Annotated in this window: 14 protein-coding genes and 1 riboswitch; of the genes, 7 read left to right on the top strand and 7 right to left on the bottom strand. The window is 59.6% G+C overall.

The window, feature by feature from the left end; genetic code table 11:
- Positions 1–77: 77 nt before the first annotated feature.
- Positions 78–3,788, bottom strand: coding sequence for a methionine synthase (metH, locus tag J3P82_RS15650; protein ID WP_434557647.1), 3,711 nt, complete (start codon positions 3,786–3,788; stop codon positions 78–80).
- A 254-nt stretch (positions 3,789–4,042) separates the two neighbouring features.
- Between metH and nfuA the strand changes: the two genes are divergently transcribed.
- Positions 4,043–4,627, top strand: coding sequence for a Fe-S biogenesis protein NfuA (gene nfuA / locus J3P82_RS15645; protein WP_025214551.1), 585 nt, complete (start codon positions 4,043–4,045; stop codon positions 4,625–4,627).
- A gap of 79 nt (positions 4,628–4,706) precedes the next feature.
- Here the strand turns inward: nfuA and cobM are convergent, their stop codons facing one another.
- The 4 genes from cobM to J3P82_RS15625 form a co-directional block, all read right to left on the bottom strand.
- A complete protein-coding gene (cobM, locus tag J3P82_RS15640) occupies positions 4,707–5,453 on the bottom strand; it encodes a precorrin-4 C(11)-methyltransferase (protein ID WP_434563853.1) in 747 nt (248 codons plus the stop codon).
- A gap of 70 nt (positions 5,454–5,523) precedes the next feature.
- On the bottom strand, positions 5,524–5,928 hold the full coding sequence (locus J3P82_RS15635) for a cobalamin biosynthesis protein (protein ID WP_434557646.1): 405 nt from the start codon (positions 5,926–5,928) through the stop codon (positions 5,524–5,526).
- Positions 5,925–6,620, bottom strand: coding sequence for a CbtA family protein (locus J3P82_RS15630; RefSeq protein ID WP_434557645.1), 696 nt, complete (start codon positions 6,618–6,620; stop codon positions 5,925–5,927). The genes J3P82_RS15635 and J3P82_RS15630 overlap by 4 nt, the downstream gene beginning before the upstream one ends.
- Before the next feature lie 11 nt (positions 6,621–6,631).
- Positions 6,632–6,820, bottom strand: a complete 189-nt coding sequence (locus J3P82_RS15625; protein ID WP_434557644.1) for a CbtB domain-containing protein — start codon at positions 6,818–6,820, stop codon at positions 6,632–6,634.
- Positions 6,821–6,919: 99 nt separating this feature from the next.
- Positions 6,920–7,141: riboswitch (cobalamin riboswitch) on the bottom strand.
- A 93-nt stretch (positions 7,142–7,234) separates the two neighbouring features.
- Here J3P82_RS15625 and J3P82_RS15620 point away from each other — a divergent pair.
- The 5 genes from J3P82_RS15620 (at position 7,235) to J3P82_RS15600 (ending at position 16,403) form a co-directional block, all read left to right on the top strand.
- Entirely contained in the window at positions 7,235–8,422 is a 1,188-nt protein-coding gene (locus J3P82_RS15620; RefSeq protein ID WP_434557643.1) for a pyridoxal phosphate-dependent aminotransferase, read from the top strand.
- A 195-nt stretch (positions 8,423–8,617) separates the two neighbouring features.
- Positions 8,618–11,446, top strand: a complete 2,829-nt coding sequence (locus J3P82_RS15615; protein WP_434557642.1) for a hypothetical protein — start codon at positions 8,618–8,620, stop codon at positions 11,444–11,446.
- A gap of 225 nt (positions 11,447–11,671) precedes the next feature.
- The gene (locus J3P82_RS15610; RefSeq protein WP_434557641.1) at positions 11,672–14,203 is read left to right on the top strand and encodes an autotransporter outer membrane beta-barrel domain-containing protein; all 2,532 of its coding nucleotides are present in this window, start codon (positions 11,672–11,674) and stop codon (positions 14,201–14,203) included.
- Positions 14,204–14,384: 181 nt separating this feature from the next.
- On the top strand, positions 14,385–15,086 hold the full coding sequence (locus J3P82_RS15605) for a response regulator transcription factor (protein ID WP_186615478.1): 702 nt from the start codon (positions 14,385–14,387) through the stop codon (positions 15,084–15,086).
- Positions 15,087–15,089: 3 nt separating this feature from the next.
- The gene (locus tag J3P82_RS15600; RefSeq protein WP_434557640.1) at positions 15,090–16,403 is read left to right on the top strand and encodes an ATP-binding protein; all 1,314 of its coding nucleotides are present in this window, start codon (positions 15,090–15,092) and stop codon (positions 16,401–16,403) included.
- Positions 16,404–16,455: 52 nt separating this feature from the next.
- Here the strand turns inward: J3P82_RS15600 and J3P82_RS15595 are convergent, their stop codons facing one another.
- Entirely contained in the window at positions 16,456–17,097 is a 642-nt protein-coding gene (locus J3P82_RS15595; RefSeq protein ID WP_434557639.1) for a DUF1345 domain-containing protein, read from the bottom strand.
- Positions 17,098–17,138: 41 nt separating this feature from the next.
- Positions 17,139–17,792: a bifunctional nicotinamidase/pyrazinamidase gene (pncA, locus tag J3P82_RS15590; protein WP_434557638.1), complete on the bottom strand. Its 654-nt coding sequence runs from the start codon at positions 17,790–17,792 to the stop codon at positions 17,139–17,141.
- Positions 17,793–18,020: 228 nt separating this feature from the next.
- On the opposite strand from pncA, the gene J3P82_RS15585 reads away from it, so the two are divergent.
- Positions 18,021–20,099, top strand: a complete 2,079-nt coding sequence (locus J3P82_RS15585; RefSeq protein ID WP_434557637.1) for a putative bifunctional diguanylate cyclase/phosphodiesterase — start codon at positions 18,021–18,023, stop codon at positions 20,097–20,099.
- Position 20,100 lies beyond the last annotated feature (1 nt).

Genomic DNA, 20,100 nt, shown 5'->3' with positions numbered 1-20,100 from the left:
CCGAGTCTGCGCTTAAGCGGCGCAGACGAATGCCGACCTGTCGATGTTGGGGGCCATCGACGGTCGGCATTTTGTGCTCAGTTGTCGTAACCCAGGTTCGGCGACAACCAACGCTCGGTCACGCTCAAGTCCTGCCCCTTGCGGGCGGTGTAGCTCTGGACTTGGTCCTTGTCGATCTTGCCCACGGCAAAATATTGCGCCTGTGGATGGGCGAAATACCAACCGCTGACCGCTGCCGCCGGGAACATGGCGTAGTGCTCGGTGAGGAACACGCCGCTGCGTCCGGCCTTCAGCTCGCTGGCTTCGGGATCGAGCAGGCGGAACAGCGTGGCCTTCTCGGTGTGATCCGGGCAGGCCGGGTAGCCGGGGGCAGGGCGGATGCCGGTGTATTGCTCTTTGATCAGGGCGTCGTTGTCCAGGCTCTCGTCCTTGGCGTAACCCCAATGTTCCTTGCGCACCTGCTGGTGCAGCCATTCGGCGCAGGCTTCGGCCAGGCGGTCGGCCAGGGCCTTGACCATGATCGAGTTGTAGTCGTCGCCAGCTTCCTGATAGGCCTTGGCGACTTCTTCGGCGCCGATGCCGGCGGTGGTGATGAAGCCGCCGACATAGTCGGTCACGCCGCTGTCCTTGGGCGCAACGAAGTCGGCCAGGGAGAAGTTCGGCTTGCCGTCGGTCTTGATGATCTGCTGGCGCAGGTGATGCAGGCGCGCCAGCGGCTTGCCGTCGTCGCCATAGACTTCCAAGTCGTCGTCATGCACCTGGTTGGCCGGCCAGAAGCCGAACACGGCGCGGGCGCTGATGAGTTTTTCGTCGATCAGCTTGCGCAGCATCGCCCGGGCGTCGGCGTACAGCGCGGTGGCCGCTTCGCCGACCACTTCGTCGGTGAGGATGCGCGGGTATTTGCCGGCCAGGTCCCAGGAAATGAAGAACGGCGTCCAGTCGATGTATTCGGCGAGGACGTTCAAGTCGATGTCGTCCAGCACTCGCGCGCCGGTGAAGGTCGGCTTGACCGGCTGGTAGCTGCTCCAGTCGAACTGCGGCTTCTTCGCCACGGCCGCCGGGTAGCTCAGGCGTTCGGTGCGAGCGCTGCGGTTGGACGTGCGCTCGCGCACATCGATGTATTCCAGGCGGGTTTTCTCGACGAACGCCGGTTTCAGTTCCTTGGACAGCAACTGGGTCGCCACGCCCACGGCGCGGGAGGCGTCGGTGACGTAGATCACCGCGTCGTTGCTGTACTTGGGTTCGATCTTCACCGCCGTGTGGGCCTTGGAGGTGGTGGCGCCACCGATCATCAGCGGCAGGTGAAAGTCCTGGCGCTGCATCTCGCGGGCCACGTGGACCATTTCATCCAGGGACGGGGTGATCAGGCCAGAGAGGCCGATGATGTCGCATTTCTGCTCCTTGGCCACCTGCAGGATCTTCTCCGCCGGCACCATCACGCCCAGGTCGACAATGTCATAGCCGTTGCAACCGAGCACCACGCCGACGATGTTCTTGCCAATGTCATGCACGTCGCCCTTGACCGTGGCCATGAGGATCTTGCCCTTGGCCTCCGGCTTGTCGCCTTTCTCCGCCTCGATGAACGGGATCAGGTGGGCCACGGCCTGTTTCATCACGCGGGCGGACTTGACCACTTGCGGCAGGAACATTTTGCCGGCGCCAAACAGGTCGCCAACGATGTTCATGCCCGCCATCAATGGGCCTTCGATGACCTCGATCGGACGGCTGAAGGACTGACGCGATTCTTCGGTGTCTTCGACGATGTGGGTGGTGATGCCCTTGACCAGCGCATGCTCCAGGCGCTTGTTGACCTCCCAGCCGCGCCATTCCTCGGTTTCCGCTTCCTTGACGCTGCCATCGCCCTTGTACTTGTCGGCGATGGCGAGCAGGGCGTCGGTGCCTTCGGGGGTGCGGTTGAGGATCACGTCTTCCACGGCATCGCGCAGCTCCACCGGGATCTGGTCGTAGATCTCCAGTTGGCCGGCGTTGACGATGCCCATGGTCAGGCCCGCCCGGATCGCATACAGCAGGAACACCGAGTGGATCGCCTCGCGCACCGGGTTGTTGCCGCGGAACGAGAACGACACGTTGGACACGCCGCCAGACGTCAGCGCGTACGGCAGTTCGTCGCGGATGTAGGCGCAGGCGTTGATGAAGTCCACGGCATAGTTGTTGTGCTCTTCAATGCCGGTGGCGACGGCGAAGATGTTCGGATCGAAGATGATGTCTTCCGGTGGGAAGCCGACTTCATTGACCAGGATGTCGTAGGAGCGCTTGCAGATTTCCTTCTTGCGCGCCTCGGTATCGGCCTGGCCGGCTTCGTCGAAGGCCATCACCACCACGGCGGCGCCGTAGCGCTTGCACAGCTTGGCGTGCTGGATGAACTGCTCGACGCCTTCCTTCATGCTGATGGAGTTGACGATGCCCTTGCCCTGGATGCACTTGAGGCCCGCTTCGATCACTTCCCACTTGGACGAGTCGATCATGATCGGTACGCGGGAAATGTCCGGTTCGCCGGCGATCAGGTTGAGGAAGGTCACCATGGCCTTCTTCGAATCGAGCATGCCCTCGTCCATGTTGATGTCGATCACCTGGGCGCCGGCCTCGACTTGTTGCAGGGCCACTTCCAGGGCTTCGGTGTAGTTGTCCTCGCGGATCAACCGGGCGAACTTGGCGGAGCCGGTAATGTTGGTCCGCTCGCCGACATTGACGAACAACGAGCTGCGATCAATGGTGAACGGTTCCAGTCCCGATAGGCGGCACGCCCGAGGAATTTCCGGGATCTGTCGTGGCGCATACCCGGCCACGGCCTTGGCAATGGCTTCGATGTGCGCCGGGGTGGTGCCGCAGCAACCGCCGACGATGTTCAGGAAACCACTTTGGGCGAACTCTTCGATGACCTTGGCCGTCTCGGCCGGCAGCTCATCGTATTCACCGAATTCGTTGGGCAGGCCGGCGTTCGGGTGGGCCGATACGTGGGTGCTGGCCTTGTTCGACAGTTCTTCCAGGTACGGGCGCAATTCGCTGGCGCCGAGGGCGCAGTTCAGGCCCACGGAGATGGGCTTGGCGTGGGCCACGGAGTTCCAGAACGCCTCAGTGGTCTGGCCGGAGAGGGTGCGACCGGACGCGTCGGTGATGGTGCCGGAAATCATGATCGGCAATTCGACGCCTAGTTCTTCATAAACGCCTTGTACGGCGAAAATCGCTGCCTTGGCGTTCAGCGTGTCGAAGATGGTCTCGATCAGGATCAGGTCGGCGCCACCTTCGATCAGGCCCTTGGTGGCCTCGGTGTAGTTCTCCACCAGCTCGTCGAAGGTCACGTTGCGGTAGCCAGGGTTGTTCACGTCCGGCGACAGCGAGCAGGTGCGGCTGGTCGGGCCGAGCACGCCGGCGACGAAGCGCGGCTTGTCGGGGGTTTCGAGGGTCTTGGCGTCGGCCACCTGGCGGGCCAGGCGCGCACCTTCCAGGTTCAGCTCGTAGGCCAGGCCCTGCATGCCGTAGTCGGCCTGGGACACTTGGGTGGCGTTGAAAGTATTGGTTTCAAGAATGTCGGCACCCGCGTCCAGGTAGGCTTTTTCAATGGCGCCGATTACGTCGGGACGGCTGAGCACGAGCAGGTCATTGTTGCCCTTGACGTCGCTCGGCCAGTCGGCGAAGCGCTTGCCGCGGTAGTCCTGCTCCTCCAGCTTGTAGCTCTGGATCATCGTGCCCATGCCGCCGTCAAGGATCAGGATGCGTTCCTTGAGAGCTTGCTGGAGAAGATAAAGGCGAGCGCTGCGATCGGACATAGGACTACCTGGAAAAAAGACCATTACGAAGGGCGGGATAATAGCAAACCTGCACGGGATTTGATCATGAGTGACTTTTGCATGAAAACCGCTCATGTTTGCAAGGCCATGCTGGCCCACATCACCTACGGCTTGAGCGCGGCGAAAATGGCAGTCATCCTGCTTGCCGTCGGGTGCTTTCCTGACAAAAATACTAGGACTTTGTCCGGCGCGATGATTGGCGTAAACTGCCGGCAAGCCTGCGAGGAGTTTCCATGACCGCCATTACCATTACCGATGCCGCCCACGATTACCTGGCTGACCTGCTGTCCAAGCAGAACACCCCGGGTATCGGCATCCGCATCTTCATCACCCAGCCCGGCACCCAGTACGCAGAGACGTGCATTGCCTACTGCAAGCCGGGGGAAGAAAAACCTGAAGACACCGCGCTGGGGCTCAAGAGCTTCACCGCGTACATCGACTCGTTCAGCGAAGCGTTCCTGGACGATGCGGTGGTCGACTACGCCACCGACCGCATGGGCGGCCAATTGACCATCAAGGCGCCGAACGCCAAGGTGCCGATGGTCAATGCCGACAGCCCGGTCAACGAGCGTATCAATTATTACCTGCAAACCGAGATCAATCCGGGGCTGGCCAGCCACGGCGGCCAGGTATCGCTGATCGACGTAGTCGAAGACGGCATCGCCGTGCTTCAGTTCGGCGGCGGCTGCCAGGGCTGCGGCCAGGCGGACGTGACCTTGAGGGAAGGCATCGAGCGCACGCTGCTTGAACGCATCCCGGAGCTCAAGGGCGTGCGCGACGTGACCGACCACACGCAGAAAGAAAACGCCTACTACTGATAGGTGTCACTGCCAGCAAGAGCTGTGGCGAGGGTGCCTGCTCCCTCGCCACATGGTTTTTGCCGTCTGATCGATTGTTTCAGGGCCTGTAGAGATGCGCATGGCCGGCGCGGTACAGCGAAGACTCGCTGAACACCTCGTTGCCCAGTACCCGCCCCACCAGGATCAGCGCCGTGCGGCGGAAGCCCTTGGCCTGCACCTTCTCGGCAATATCCGCCAGCGTACCCACCACCCAATCCTGATCCGGCCACGTCGCCCGATGAACCACCGCTATCGGACAATCCGCGCCGTAGTGAGGCAGCAGTTCACCGACGATTTTTTCCAGGTGATTGACGCCCAGGTGGATCGCCATGGTCGTTCCATGCTGCGCCAGGCTGGCAAGTTCCTCTCCAGCGGGCATGGCGGTTTTGTCCGCGTAGCGAGTCAGGATCACACTCTGGGATACGTCGGGCAGCGTCAGTTCGGCACCCAACAGGGCGGCGCAGGCTGAGGTGGCGGTGACGCCCGGGATGATCTCGAAAGGGATGTCCAGCCCCCGCAGGCAGCGGATCTGCTCGCCGATGGCGCCATACAGGCCTGGATCGCCAGAATGCACCCGAGCCACATCCTGCCCATTGAGATGGGCATCCTTGATTACCTCGATGATTTGTTCCAGATGCAGCTCGGCGCTGTTGACCACCTGCTCGGCGCGGTGGCCTTCCAGCACGGCGGCGGGCACCAGGGAGCCGGCGTAGATGATCACGGCGCAACTGCGAATCAGCCGCTGGCCCTTGACGGTGATCAGCTCCGGGTCGCCGGGGCCGGCGCCGATGAAATAAACGGTCATGACCGGTTCCTGTTGAACGATGAAGGCTTGCATGAGCGACGCTCATGATTCGGCGGGCGATTATCCGGCGTTACGATGTCGTCGCCAATGCCAAGGTGGCCTGCGGGCCTTTCTGACGGGTCACCCGCAAGGTTGCGGGCGAAAAACCCAATTGCTCGGCCAGTGCGAGGGCGGCGCTTTCGGCGATGCCGTGGCAGCCGGTACGCTCGAAGGCGATCCGGGAACGGTGGCTGAGCTGCCCTTGATAGCCCGACAACTGTTCGGCAGTGAAACACGTCAGCGGCAGCGCCAATTGCTCCGCCAGCTCCAACAGTCCCGGTTCGTCATGCTTCAGATCAATACTGGCCAGGGCCCGCACCTCATCGAGCGCAATGCCGTGGGCCAGCAGCGTCCGGTCAAGCAATGCCCGCAGCGCACTGGCCGGACAGCCGCGTTGGCAGCCCAGGCCGACCACCAGGATCGGCCCGGCCTTCATGCGTCGTGGTGCGCCTGGCCGCCACGGCGAAACAGCCAGGCGCTGATCAGCCCCAAGGCGAGCCAGAACGCAATGTTGGTCAACTGTGAGGCGATTTTGAACTGACTTTCCAGCGTTTCGGGCGCCAGCATCGAATGAACCTCGGGTTGCGGCGCGCCGATCACGTGGGGCACCAGCAAGGTTGCCAGACCCAGCAGCTTGAGCAGCCAATGCCGACCGAAAACCATCAGCGCGATGCCGACTGCCGTGGACGCCGCCGTGCCGATCCACCACATCTGCCGCTGGGCCAGATCAGCCGCCGCGGTGCCAGGCAATTCCGGCGGCAGGCCGAGGGTTGGCGCCAGGACAAAAGTGGCGTAACCGGCCAGGCCCCAAAGCAAGCCCTGGGACGTACGAGTCGGCGCGCGCAAGGTATACAAACCCGCCAGCATCAGGGCGAAACCCACCGCGACCACCAGGTTGCCTCCGGTGGTGGAGAGTACGCGTTGCCAGCCGTCTTCCGGTGCCCAGGCTTCGGCGTCGTGGGTGTGCGCCGCGCCCGAAGCGTGTTCATGGGCCTCGGCCACCGGAGCGTTTTCGTAGGTTTCGGCCTGCTGGATCAGCGGCGATACCCACAGGCTTTGCAGAAGAGTCAGCAGCAGGGCGGCCAGCAACCCGCTGAAACCGGCGGTCTGGGCGATACGCTTGATCATGTCGGCAGGTCTCAGTGGCAGGGGAACGCGGCGCTGTGCCGTGTGTCGTGGGCCGCGTTGTGCACCGCTTCGATGTGGGAGAAACCGGCGAAATAGACCAGACCCGCACCGAGGATGGAGGCGAAGATCGCTGCGCTCAGGCGCTGGCTCAGGGTGACGGTGCTACTGGTGGTGCGGGCGGTGCTGCTGATGGTCGACATGGCGCTTCCCTCTGGTCTTTTCAGCGGGTAAATCGAGCGCAATGAAAACCCGGGCGAAGGCTTGCCAGGATTCGAACAGCGCCCGCCCACCGCGGGTTTGTTGAGCATGAGTCATGGGCCGGTCTCCGGGCTAACGAGGGGCTGGGCCTTGAGCCTTGCCTGCAAGCATCACCTTCCCATGCGCATGCACAGTGGATTCGACGCTTCGCTCGCTTACCGTTGCGGGGGCAGCACCGGACTGACGTGGCCTTGAAGTAAAGCACACGATTCACCGGTTTCCCGTTTCACCCTGTGAAGGGCACCCGTAACAAGGTGCACAGGAGACCATGGGCGGGGGTGGGCGTCAATGTGTCTGGCGCGCTTGGTGATTTGAGATAGGGTTGAGGCTGGACACCGCGCTCACAGGAGAAACACATGCGCTTTTCAGCCTTGACCCAACGCATCACCGGCGACGGCGCCGCCGCCTGGCAGATACATGATCGGGCGCTGGCCATGCGCGAGCAGGGCAGGGAGGTGCTGTTGCTGTCGGTGGGCGACCCGGATTTCGACACTCCGTGCGCCATCGTCGAAGCCGCCGTCGCCAGCCTGCGGGCCGGCGATACTCATTACTCGGATACTCGTGGTCTGCACGCCCTGCGGGCCAGCATTGCCCGCCGCCATCAAGCGCGTTGCGGCCAAACGGTGGACGCTGGGCACGTCACGGTGTTACCCGGTGCTCAGTGCGCCGTGTATGCCGTTGCGCAATGTTTGCTCAACCCCGGCGATGAAGTCATCGTCGCCGAGCCGATGTACGTCACCTATGAAGCGGTGTTCGGCGCCTGCGGGGCGACAGTGGTGCCGGTGCCGGTGAGCCCCGAAAACGCTTTCCGGGTCGAGCCGTCCGACGTTGCCCGGCTGATCACCTCGCGCACCCGCGCCATGCTGCTCAACAGCCCCAACAATCCCTCCGGCGCCAGCCTGCCGCTGCCCACTTGGCAAGCGTTGGCGCAGCTGTGCATTGATCATGACTTGTGGCTGATCAGCGACGAGGTCTACAGCGACTTGCTCTACGAAGGCGAACACATCAGCCCGGCCGGACTGCCGGGCATGGCCGAGCGCACGGTCACCATCAACAGCCTGTCCAAATCCCATGCCATGACCGGCTGGCGCATCGGCTGGGCCATCGGCCCCGAAGCGCTCGCCGGACACCTGGCGAACCTGTCGCTGTGCATGCTGTTCGGCCTGCCGGACTTCGTCCAGCGCGCCGCCCAAGTTGCCCTTGAGCAGGAATTGCCTGAGGTGGCGCGGATGCGCGAGGAATATAGCCAACGCCGGGACCAGGTGTGCGCGGCGCTGGAAAACTGCCCGGGCCTCAAACCGGTGCGGCCCGATGGCGGCATGTTCGTGATGGTCGATGTGCGTGAGACGGGGCTGGGTGCCCAGGCGTTTGCCGAGCGGTTGCTGGATGGGTATGGCGTGTCGGTGTTGGCGGGGGAGGCGTTTGGGCCGAGTGCCGCGGGACATATTCGGATTGGGTTGGTGGTGGGGCGGACGGCATTGAGTAACGCTTGTCGGAGCATTGCGTTGTGCGCTGCTGAGTTGTGCAAAGTGGTCCCAAGTTAAACAAAGGGCAGAAATGGATCGTGCGCGAGCATATGTAGAACCTTGTTGCAACATCTTGCCGCCCCCCAACGAGCGCCGAATTTAGCCGACAGACGGTCATCAAACCTGTCAGACCTGACAGTAGCCAGATATCTGGGGCCGGAGCTTAATTATCTTCAGCAGAATAATTTGGCTCTCGCTAAGGTGATACAGCTCATGACAAAGCTTCGGTCCACTGTTTCAACTGCGCTTACACCGGGAGTGTTGGCAGAGCCGTTGTCTGTTGAAGGGGTGGATGATAATGACGCAGAAGGTTATGTGCCTCTTGATATATTGAACTCCGGCACGCGGATAGTTATTCCTCTGTGGGCTGATCCGGGACCTAATGATCAACTTTGGGTGCTCTGGCTACAAAGCGGAGTCGAAACTAGAATAGTTGATAGAACTTATCCAGCGATCGTTGTGGATCCCTTTATTTATGAGCCTTTGACACCTGCCCAAATGTCGTTGGACGGCGAGGCGTTTGTTTCCTACCGCGTCTGGAAACGCGGAGGCGGTAATTTTGACGATTCGCCATCACGAAAGTTAACCATCGATCACGCTCCTTTGTTAGTGCTGGCGGAGCCCAGCTTTCCTCATTCCACGTTGTGGGGATATCTGAACAATAAAACGGAGCCTCCACTTATTGTCGGCGTTACTGTAAGAATCCCTCCTGCCATTGGGATCGCTTTGCCAGGAGATCGCAATGAAGTTTATTGGACGGGATATCGGTCGCTAAATGGAAGCGGTGACCCCGTTCAAGGAACGCAAGGAGTATGGTCCAGGATACTGTCTTCAGATGATGTTAATAATGGTTATGAGCTGGTCGTCCCATTTGAAATTTATGTCCGACCGCTCATTGATAATGATTCGGCGCTAGTGTTTTGTCGCCTCTATCGAGGGGGACGATTGGTTGCCATGTCGAAAAAAGGATTGGTGAGAATAGACAGAGTGACACCTGGGGAAAGTGGGCCGACCGGTCTGAGTACAAAATCAATGAACGAAGGAGTAACGGAAATGAGAGCAAAACTACAACCCCCAAAAGCGCGTGCAAATGCAGTATCTACAGGCATTGTAACTGTCGATGCTGCAATCAACGATAAGCTGGCTGATGATTCGATTCCTGTCAGCGTTCTTGACTCGGGACTGTTAATTTTTACCGCTACAAATCTCGCCGATCCTCAGGATGGAGATGAGCTGGAAATTTATTACACCGTGGTGGGTGGCACTGAACAGAAGGTACCAGGATACTTTGATATGGAGCTAATCGCAGGTCGTCCAGACCCGTTCGAAATGGAGGTGGACGCGAGTCTGTTTCCAGAGGCCCCGACGCCTGCCGATCCCACGCGTTACGAAGTTCGTTATGAGTTGTACAAGGGCGGTGGCGGTAACAAAGACGACTCGACGATTGTAGAGTTCGCCATTGACCGTACCGCACCGTTCGAGGTTAAAGTTCCTGCGCGACTGAAAAACAAACCGACACCTGATGTCACGATGACCAATCGGCCCGCCGGACCTGGCTACGTTCTTGATGAAGCCTGGATCACGACAAATCCGAAAATGCTTTGCACCGTGCCCGTCGGTTATCCGCTGCGCCGACTTGATGATGTTTTAAGTTATTATCTGTCTTCGGGTACCACCGTGCTAAAGGTGTTTGAGGGCACAGTGGATGCCACTGGCTCATTCGACGTTGACAGCGCGGAGCTCCGTAATTTACCTAACCTGACTCGGGTCTCTCACGCCTATGAATGGAAAGATTTGCCTGGTAACCTGAGCGCGCGCTCGGATGCTCGACCTTTGTTTGATCTACGGTTGGCACAAGATCCAGAATTACTTGAGCCCAAAGTTCCAAAGACCGACCCGAATCGAACGGTTCCCTTATATCTCGACGACTTCGTGACGGGCTCTGCACCTGTGCTGGCTATTGTCGAACAGCCGCTCCACGGTCTCAGCACGGATGAAATTGAGTTGTTTATTGAGGATGCTTCTGATTCGCTGGTTTTCGAAAGTTTTGGTAAAAAACCTCTAGGTACGGCGAATGTTGAGTTCACCCTTGATTACGTTAAGTTAGCCAGGCTTTTCGACGATTCGACACAACCCAAGGAGGTAAAAGTCTGGTACGAGCACACCCGCGTCGGATCTACTCCGCTTGATAGTCCGGTGATTTACATATTTTTGAATTTTGTGTATGCGGGCCCCGGCAACCCCGATTTACCCGACCTGATCAACCCCGACCTGCAGCTGGTTACAGTGAAAGGGGCTTCCAATACATCTAATATCATTACCCCTGGCGATAGGAATAGCCCCGGTACCATCAGTGTTCCAGTCTGGTTTGGTTTGCCTGATCTCGTAGGGGGTGAGCAAGTCGATTTCTATATTAATGGCACACTGGTTGACACGTTTCTACCCTTTGGTGGAGAGAGCGAATTAGTGGGGAACGTTACGGCAGCGTTCATCAAGGCATTGCCAACAGCTACGGTTAAAGCTTATTGGACGATTAAATACGTTGGTAGTAATAATAATATTATTAAATCGCCTGAGCAGGATGTGGTTGTTAATGCTCAGAAAATTGACCTGCTGCCTCCAACCATCAGGATGCGGACCCGTGACGAGATTTCTTGTTTTGCAATGGACAACCCTGTAACGGCTTGGACAATGGCCATGGGTATCCCTAAAGACGCAACGAACTTGCCGCCAGGGAAAAACATTACGGTTCATTTTGTGGGTGTCACGGATATAACCGGCACAGCCGAAGTGCCAGGCACGGCAGATTCACAACCCTACGTGATCAAGGCGGCGGATCAGGTCGATATTGCGCAGGTCGGCACGGCTGATAAGTTCAAATTGAACCAGCCTTTCAGGGGGGCAATTGCCTTCGGGAAATATTGGTATGAAACCGATATAAACGGTACTCAGTCATCCGAGGTGGTAATTAAGCTGTTCGATATCATCAATACCAGTTTTGAGTATTGCGATCGGATGGATGCGCCTGCGCCGACGCCATAATATTGTTGTCTGAGCAGATAATCACGTCCAGGGGTGTGAACTCCTGGCTTGATTCCCTGCGGTCGTAATCTTTGCTTTTTTTTTGTTTCGGAAAATTCTGAGCTCTTCGGAGGATTATTCCTACATTCGTTGTGCTCGATAATCTTTATTCTGCCGGGCGCTTTCGAGAGATGGTTTTTTTAAGAGAAATCATTTAACGGTTATGTCTATTGTCAGGAAAATACAATGTCTCGCATATCAGGTTCAAAGTGTGGAAAGGCAGGCCGCTATTTGCTCGGTTCGATTTTCTTTGTTTCCTCCTACTCTTTCGCGGCTATTCTCCTGCCGGGGCAGGATGGCACTGTGGACAACACATCCCCTCTTGAAGACTGGCGTGTGTCGGGAGGGGGGACACTCACAATCGATAACGGTACAGCGCTGACCGTTAGTGCCCAAGATGCCGATGTGGTTTTCAACGGAGGCCAGAGTCAGCGCATTGATGCCACCGCTTCTCGCGTGAACCTCTCGGGCGCAACGGTTAATAGTGCGGTGGACAGAGGAGGTCTTCAGCTGATCGACAGCTCCGCCACCATTGATGCCAGCACTATTACCAGTAGCAACAGTATGGGCCTGCTGTTGGGGCGCAATATCAACACCCCAACCGCCTCCAGCGCAACGGTCACAGGCGGAAGCACGATTACCGGCCTCCTCGGTGGTGCAAACGCCACCGGCTTCAGCGTCCTGACGGTCAACGATTCGACCTTGCGTGGCACCGGCGCCACCAGTTATGGCGTCCAGCTTGAAGGCGCAACGCTTTCGGCGACCGGCAGTACCATTTCCGGTGGACAGGACGGCCTGCGAATCGGCGCGGACAATACAGGCGTCAACGCCAGTACGGTGACGTTGAACAATACGCTCGTAACAGGGGACACCGGCTCGGCGATCGTAGTGGGGTCCTTTGGTGCTGCTGGCGCCGTCGCTACCATCAACGTGCTCAATGGCTCGCAGTTGAACGGTGGTAACGGAACATTGTTGCAAGCCACCAACCGCTCCACTGCCAACGTCAACGTCGATGCCAGCGCGCTACGCGGCGACGTCATTGCCGAGACCGGCAGTACTGTCTCGTGGTTGATGCAGAACGCCTCCTCGCTTGAAGGCAATTTGCAGAACGTCACCAGCGTCAACCTCAACACCAACAGCACGTTGAACGGCAACGTACTGGCCGTTGCGGGTACGGGGGCCGCGGTCAATCTGAATAACGGTTCTGCAATCAACGGCAATGTGGAGAACGTATTCGACCTTAAGCTGGACAACAACAGCCAGATGACCGGCGACGTCCTCTCGGATGCCAACGGCAGCGTATTGCTCAATAACGGCTCTGTACTGACCGGCCAGATCACCAATTCGGGCAACCTGAATATCAACAATGCGGCGCAATGGGTGATGACCGGCGACAGCACCGTGCAGCGACTCGGCCTGAGCAGTGGTGTGGTTCGCATGGGCACTAATGAGCAGTTTCAACAGCTGAACATTGGCGAGCTGTCGGGTAACGGCACCTTTGTCATGGGCACCGACCTGGGGAACGGCAACACGGACTTCCTGAATGTCACCGGTACAGCCAGCGGGCAGCATCAATTGCTGGTCTCCGCGACCGGGACGACGCCAACCAGTGCCGAAGCGGTCAAGATCGGCAACATTGCTGCTGGCGACGCGAGTTTCTCGCTGGGCGGTCGTGAGACAGTCGACGCCGGTACGTTCGTCTATCGATTGAAGAAGGACGGCGAGGGTTTGTACCTCAATCCCGACCGAGACACCGTCAGCCCGTCCACTAATACGGCACTGGCTTTGGCCGGCAGCGCTCGCAGCGTATTGAATGCTGAAATGAATATGCTCAACGATCAGATCGGTGATCGGGGGCTCAGCGCACGGCCCGATGCGTCAATGCGTTCGGCCAGCGACAACGAGACCAAGTTGAGCAACAGTGTCTGGATACGGACTTACGGTAATCAGTACAGCGTCGAAAATGCCTATGGCGACGGTTACTCACAGAACCAGAACGGAATCACCGGCGGTGCCGATACGCTGGTAGATATTGGTGATCGCGCATGGGTGCTGGGTGGGTTCGTGGGTACCAGTCACACCAACATGGACCTGCGGTATGGATCCAGCGCAACGGTCGACAGCGTAAATCTCGGTGTTTACGGCAGTACATTCGATGTTCAGAGCGGTGTGTTCGTCAATGTCATGGCCAAGGTCAATCAGTTCAACAACAAAGCCAAGGTCACCATGAGCGACGGCACGCGCTCAAAGGGTGACTACAAAGCCTTGGGCGCCAGCGGTTCGGTTGCAGTGGGCAAGCATATCCGCCTGCAAGATAACTACTTCATTGAGCCGCAAGTGCGGGTCTCGACCGGCGTCACCCAGAGCGAGAGTTATCGCCTGGACAACGGTCTTGAGGTCAAAGCCGACACTATGCGTTCTGTGCAAGGAAATGTAGGCGTAAGGGGCGGACGTGTAATCAGTCTCGACAACGGCAGCCTGTTGGAGCCTAGCCTGTCGGCCGGCGTCAACCATGAGTTCGTGAAGACCAACGAAGTTCGGATTAACGATGACAGCTTCGATGACGACCGCGCCAGTACCGCGTTCGAATACGGTGCAGGCCTGAAGTGGACGCCAGCCCAACGTAACTGGCAGGTTTCGGGCCAGGTTGGGGGCAGCAAGGGGACGACCGTCAGTCAGGATTGGAGCGGTAGCTTGCGGTTGAGTTATTTCTTTTAAATGACGGTTCCTGCCTTGGGATAATGTGAAATGCCCCGATAACGTCGGGGCATTTCTGTATCCGGAATAAAGATACGTTGAGGCTGTGTGAAATTATGTAAGGGTTTTGCTCAGCGGCGGACGAGGGCGTATATCCTTGGCGGCTTGAGATTCTCAGCGCCTTGTACCTTTGGATACACCCATGCCCAACATCCTCCTCGTCGAAGACGACGCCGCCCTCTGTGAATTGATCGCCAGCTACCTGGAGCGCAACGGCTATCACGTCAGCGTGCTCAACCGTGGCGACCATGTACGTGAGCGGGCGCGGGTCAATCCGCCGGACCTGGTGATCCTCGATCTGATGCTGCCGGGGCTGGACGGCTTGCAGGTCTGCCGCTTGCTGCGGGCCGATTCGGCGACTCTACCAATCCTGATGCTCACCGCCCGCGACGACAGCCACGACCAGGTGCTGGGCCTGGAGATGGGTGCGGACGACTATGTCACCAAACCCTGCGAGCCACGGGTGTTGCTCGCCCGAGTGCGGACATTGTTGCGACGCAGCAGCCTGACCGAGCCGCAGACGGTCAATGATCGCATCGTCATGGGCAACCTGTGCATCGATCTGTCCGAACGCACGGTGACCTGGCGTGGGCAGCCGGTGGAGCTGTCCAGCGGCGAATACAACCTGCTGGTGGTGCTGGCCCGGCATTCCGGTGAAGTGCTGAGCCGCGACCAGATTCTGCAACGCTTGCGCGGCATCGAATTCAACGGCACTGATCGTTCGGTGGACGTGGCTATTTCCAAGTTGCGGCGCAAGTTCGACGACAACGCTGGCGAAGCGCGCAAGATCAAGACCGTGTGGGGCAAGGGCTATCTGTTCAGCCGTTCCGAATGGGAATGCTGACCGATGTGGAAGCTGCTGATTCGCCTTTACCTGGTCACCATCGTTTCCTACAGCGCGGCGATCTACCTGATGCCGGAGCTGGTGATCCGCCTGTTCCATGAACGTTTCCTGACCTACAACCTTGATTATTCCCGGGGCCTGCAAACCTTGATGGTCAAGCAGTTCCACGCCGTCCCCAGCGAACAATGGCCGGCGCTGGCGGCGCAGATGGACAAGGAGTTCGATCCTCTGCGCATAGAACTGGCCGCTGTCGATGATGAGGGCTTCAGCGCCGATGAACAGGCGCGGCTCAAGCGCGGCGAGAATGTGGTGCGTCTCGGTGACTGGGCCTGGCGAACTTTGGCGGCGGCGCCGCTGGACGAGCGCACGGCGGTGAAGTTGGTCGTGCCGCCGGACCCGGCCGACGTCAGTTGGTTGTACTGGAGCATCAACGTGTTGATCGGCGCGACGATGCTGGCCTGCCTGTTGCTCTGGCTGCGGCCGCACTGGCGCGATCTGGAACGGCTCAAGCGCACCGCCGAGCGTTTCGGCAAGGGCCACTTGAGCGAGCGTACGCAGATCACACCGAGTTCCAACATCGGCAGCCTGGCCCATGTGTTCGACACCATGGCCGGCGACATCGAGAGTCTGCTCAATCAGCAACGGGACCTGCTAAACGCTGTGTCCCACGAGTTGCGAACGCCGCTGACCCGGCTGGATTTCGGCCTGGCGCTGGCCTTGTCCGAAGACCTGCCGCCCGCCAGTCGCGAGCGTTTGCAAGGGTTGGTGGCACACATTCGCGAGTTGGATGAATTGGTGCTGGAGCTGCTGTCCTACAGCCGTTTGCAGAACCCCGAGCGCCTGCCGGAGCGGGTCGAAGTGCCGCTGGACGAATTCATCGACAGCATCCTCGGCAGCCTCGACGAAGACCTGGCGGCACCGGAGGTGGTGATTGACGTGTTGCTGCACGGAGCGCTGGAGCGATTCGTGCTGGACCCACGCCTCACCGCACGGGCGTTGCAGAACCTGTTGCGCAATGCCATGCGTTATTGCGAGAAGCGTATCCAGGTCGGTGTGCTGGTCGGCGAGCAAGGCTGTGAAATCTGGGTCGACGATGATGGCATCGGCATTCCCGACAGCGAGCGCGAGCGGGTGTTCGAGCCGTTCTACCGCCTGGACCGCAGCCGCGACCGCGCCACCGGCGGCTTCGGCCTCGGCCTGGCGATCAGCCGCCGCGCCCTGCAAGCCCAGGGCGGCACACTGACCGTCGAGGCCTCGCCACTGGGCGGGGCACGATTCCGGCTGTGGCTGCCCACACCTCCTGAAGCTGTTCACTGAACCCGTGGCGAGGGAGCTTGCTCCCGCTGGGCCACGAAGTGGCCCCATACCGTCACCCAAACAACCCCGCCGCAATATTGATCGAAAACCCCAGGATCGCCGTATTGAACACAAACCCAATCAATGACTGCGCCAACACAATCTTGCGCAACTGCCGCGTCGCAACACCCACGTCCGACGTCTGCACCGCCACGCCGATGGTGAAAGAGAAATACAGGAAATCCCAATAGTTGGGCGTGGTCAGCCCTTCGGCAAAGCGCAGTGCCGGTTCCTTGCCTTCCCAGGTGTAATACAACCGCGCGTAGTGGACGCTGAAAATCACCCCGATCAGCAGCCATGAACCGATCACGGTCAACGCGGTGACACCGTAATGCAGCAGTTTTGCGGCGGTTTGCAGGTCACGGCTGCCCGCCAGTTCGAAGGTGATGGTCGCCAGGCTCGCCAGCGCCGCGATGCAGACCATCAGCAGGACCAGCCCCGCGTTCTCGTCTTCGCGTTCGGCGATGCGCTGGACGTCCGGTGCCTTGGCCCGCACGGTCAACCAGAACATCAGCACCAGGTATGTCCAGACCCCGACATTCCAGCCGATCAGTATTTGGCTGATGATCGAGTCCGCGGGAATCAGCAGCCCCGCCGTCAGGCCGATAAGCGTGGCGCAGGACAGACGCGGGTGGGTGCGGGCGAGGCGGGGCATGGGAGTTCACTGTCAGGCGGAAATGCACGGAGTATGAATCATCACGCCAAAGCGGGATCGGCAATGTCGCTCGATTGGATCAATTTCACGCCAGCCTCTTGCATGCGGCGGATGGCCGTATCCATTGATCCGTCGATATCAATGCCTCGGCAAGCGTCCAGCAAGACGATTGCATTGAAACCGGCCATACGTGCATCCAGCGCCGAATACATCACGCAGAAATCCAGGGCCAGCCCGACCATGTACACCGTGTCGATGCCGCGTTCCTTGAGGTAACCCGTTAGCCCGGTAGGTGTCTGGCGATCGGCTTCCATGAAGGCCGAATAACTGTCGATGGCCGGGTTGCAGCCTTTGCGGATGATCAATTGCGCGTGGGGCAGGTTCAGGTCCGGGTGCAGCGCGGCGCCCGGTGTGCCTTCGACGCAATGGTCGGGCCAGAGTTTCTGTTCGCCGTAGGGCAGTTGGATGATGTCGAAAGGTTGTTTGCCTGCGTGGCTGGAGGCAAACGAGGCATGTCCGGCGGGGTGCCAGTCCTGGGCGCACACGACGTGTCGGAACGTACGGGCCAGTTGGTTGACCAGCGGTACGATTTCGTCGCCGCCCGGCACCGCTAATTGGCCGCCGGGAATGAAGTCGTTCTGGATGTCGATGACCAGTAATGCGGTGTTTGTGGCTTTGGTGTCTGGAACAATCATGCAGGCGCTCCTGAAAGTGACGTGGTGATCTTAGCCGAACCGATTCGGAGCTGGGTTCTTCGTCGCAACGGCGCCTGGTTTTTTTGCGCGAAGTGTCTTTCGTCGCAAATATTTCATCAGTGATGGCTTTTTGATGTCCGGTCCGTGCACGGCCGTACCAATTGTGTACAATCGCCGACTTTCAACCGGGCATGGAGGCACTTCGGCTTTCTGTCACGAGAAAAACCCATGCTTATCGGCAGTTATTCCCCCGCCCTTGTTTCTATCTCTTTGTTTGTTGCGATCCTGGCGTCTTATACCGCGCTGGACCTGACGGGGCGTATCGCTACCGCTCAGGGCCGTGCCGTTCATTTGTGGATGGCGGGTGGTTCGCTGGCGATGGGGGTGGGCATCTGGTCCATGCACTTCATCGGCATGCTCGCGTTCACGCTGCCGGTGGAGCTTGGCTACGATGTGGCGATCACCGCGCTGTCCCTGCTGATCGCGATTCTTTCCAGCGGCTTTGCCCTGTGGCTGGTTAATCAGCCGAAACTTCGGGCCTGGCAGTTGGCGTTTGGCGCGCTGGTCATGGGCATCGGCATCAGCGCCATGCATTACACCGGCATGGCGGCGTTACGGATGCAGCCGGGCATTGATTATGACCCGACGTTGTTTGGCGCCTCGCTGCTGATTGCCGTCGTGGCGTGCGCGGCGGCGTTATGGATTGCCGTGCGCCTGCGCCAGAATTCCCCTCATGTACGAATCGCCCGCGCTGGCGCCGCCGTGGTGATGGGCATCGCCATTGTCGGCATGCACTACACCGGCATGGCCGCGGCGCAGTTCAGCGACGGCAGTTTCTGCGGGTCCCTGGACGGCTTGAGCGGCAAGGGGCTGGACAATCTGGTGCTGATCACCACATTGGCGGTGCTGTCGATTGCCTTGCTGACGTCGATTCTGGACGCGCGTCTGGAAGCCCGTACCGCGGAACTCGCCAAGTCGCTGACCCAGGCCAATCGGGAACTGACTCAACTGGCCCTGCACGATCCCCTGACCGGGTTGCCCAATCGCGTATTGCTGGCGGATCGCATCGGCCAGGCCATGCACCGGGTGCAAGAGCAGGGCGGCTGTTTTGCGTTGATGTTCATCGACCTCGACGGTTTCAAACCGGTCAACGACGCGTTCGGGCACCACATGGGCGATCTGTTGTTGCGGGACGTGGCCTTGCGTCTGCGCGAGGACTTGCGCAACCAGGACACCCTCGCGCGGATCGGTGGTGACGAGTTCGTCCTGCTTGTGCAACTGGCCGATCCCGACGACGCCTTGCGCCTGGCTGCGCGCCAGGTCGCGCTGATCGCGCGCACGTTCCGGGTCGCCGACCATGACCTGCAGATATCCGCCAGTGTCGGCATCGCGCTTTTTCCCGGCAACGGCGAAAGCGCCGAAGAGCTGCTGATGAATGCCGACGCCGCGATGTACCACGCCAAGGGCGCCGGCAAGAATGGCTACAGTTTTTTCGACGCGTCGATGAACAGCAACGCCCGCAAGCAGTTGCAGCTGCTGCAAGACTTGCGCATCGCCGTCGAGCAGCGGCAGTTCAGCCTGCATTACCAACCCAAGTTCGACGCGGCGAATGGCCGTCCGGTCGGCGCTGAAGCGCTGCTGCGCTGGTCCCATCCGACCCAGGGCATGATGATGCCCGACACCTTTATCGACTTGGCCGAAAAGACCGGGTTGATCATTCCCATCGGCGAGTGGGTGCTGAACGAAGCCTGCCGGCAGATGCGCGAATGGTACGTGCTGGGCTACACCGATTGGCGCATCGCGGTGAACCTTTCGGCGTTGCAGTTCTGCCATACAGGCTTGGTGCAGAGTGTCGCCAAGGCGCTGGAGACCCACCATTTGCCTGCCAACAGCCTGACCCTGGAAATCACCGAAACCACGGCCATGAGCGACGCGGACGCGAGCATGACCGTGCTGCAGCAACTGTCGGACATGGGCGTGGACCTGTCCATCGACGACTTCGGCACCGGTTACTCGAGCTTGATGTACCTCAAGCGCCTGCCGGCCAACGAGCTGAAGATCGATCGTGGCTTCGTGCGTGACCTGGAGCACGACAGCGATGACGCGGCCATCGTCTCGGCCATCGTCGCCCTTGGCCAGGCCCTGGGCCTGCGGATCGTCGCCGAAGGCGTGGAAACCGACGTACAACAAGACTTCCTGACCCAGTTGGGCTGCGATTCGCTGCAAGGCTATCTGTTGGGTCATCCGCTGCCGGCCGAGCGCTTCTTGCACGACATCCGCCAGGCGCAACGCGTGGCGATGGCCTGAG

It is taken from the genome of Pseudomonas sp. Z4-20, assembly GCF_051131955.1.
Classification (GTDB): domain Bacteria; phylum Pseudomonadota; class Gammaproteobacteria; order Pseudomonadales; family Pseudomonadaceae; genus Aquipseudomonas; species Aquipseudomonas marvdashtae.
This window is presented reverse-complemented; position numbering and strand designations above follow the sequence as displayed.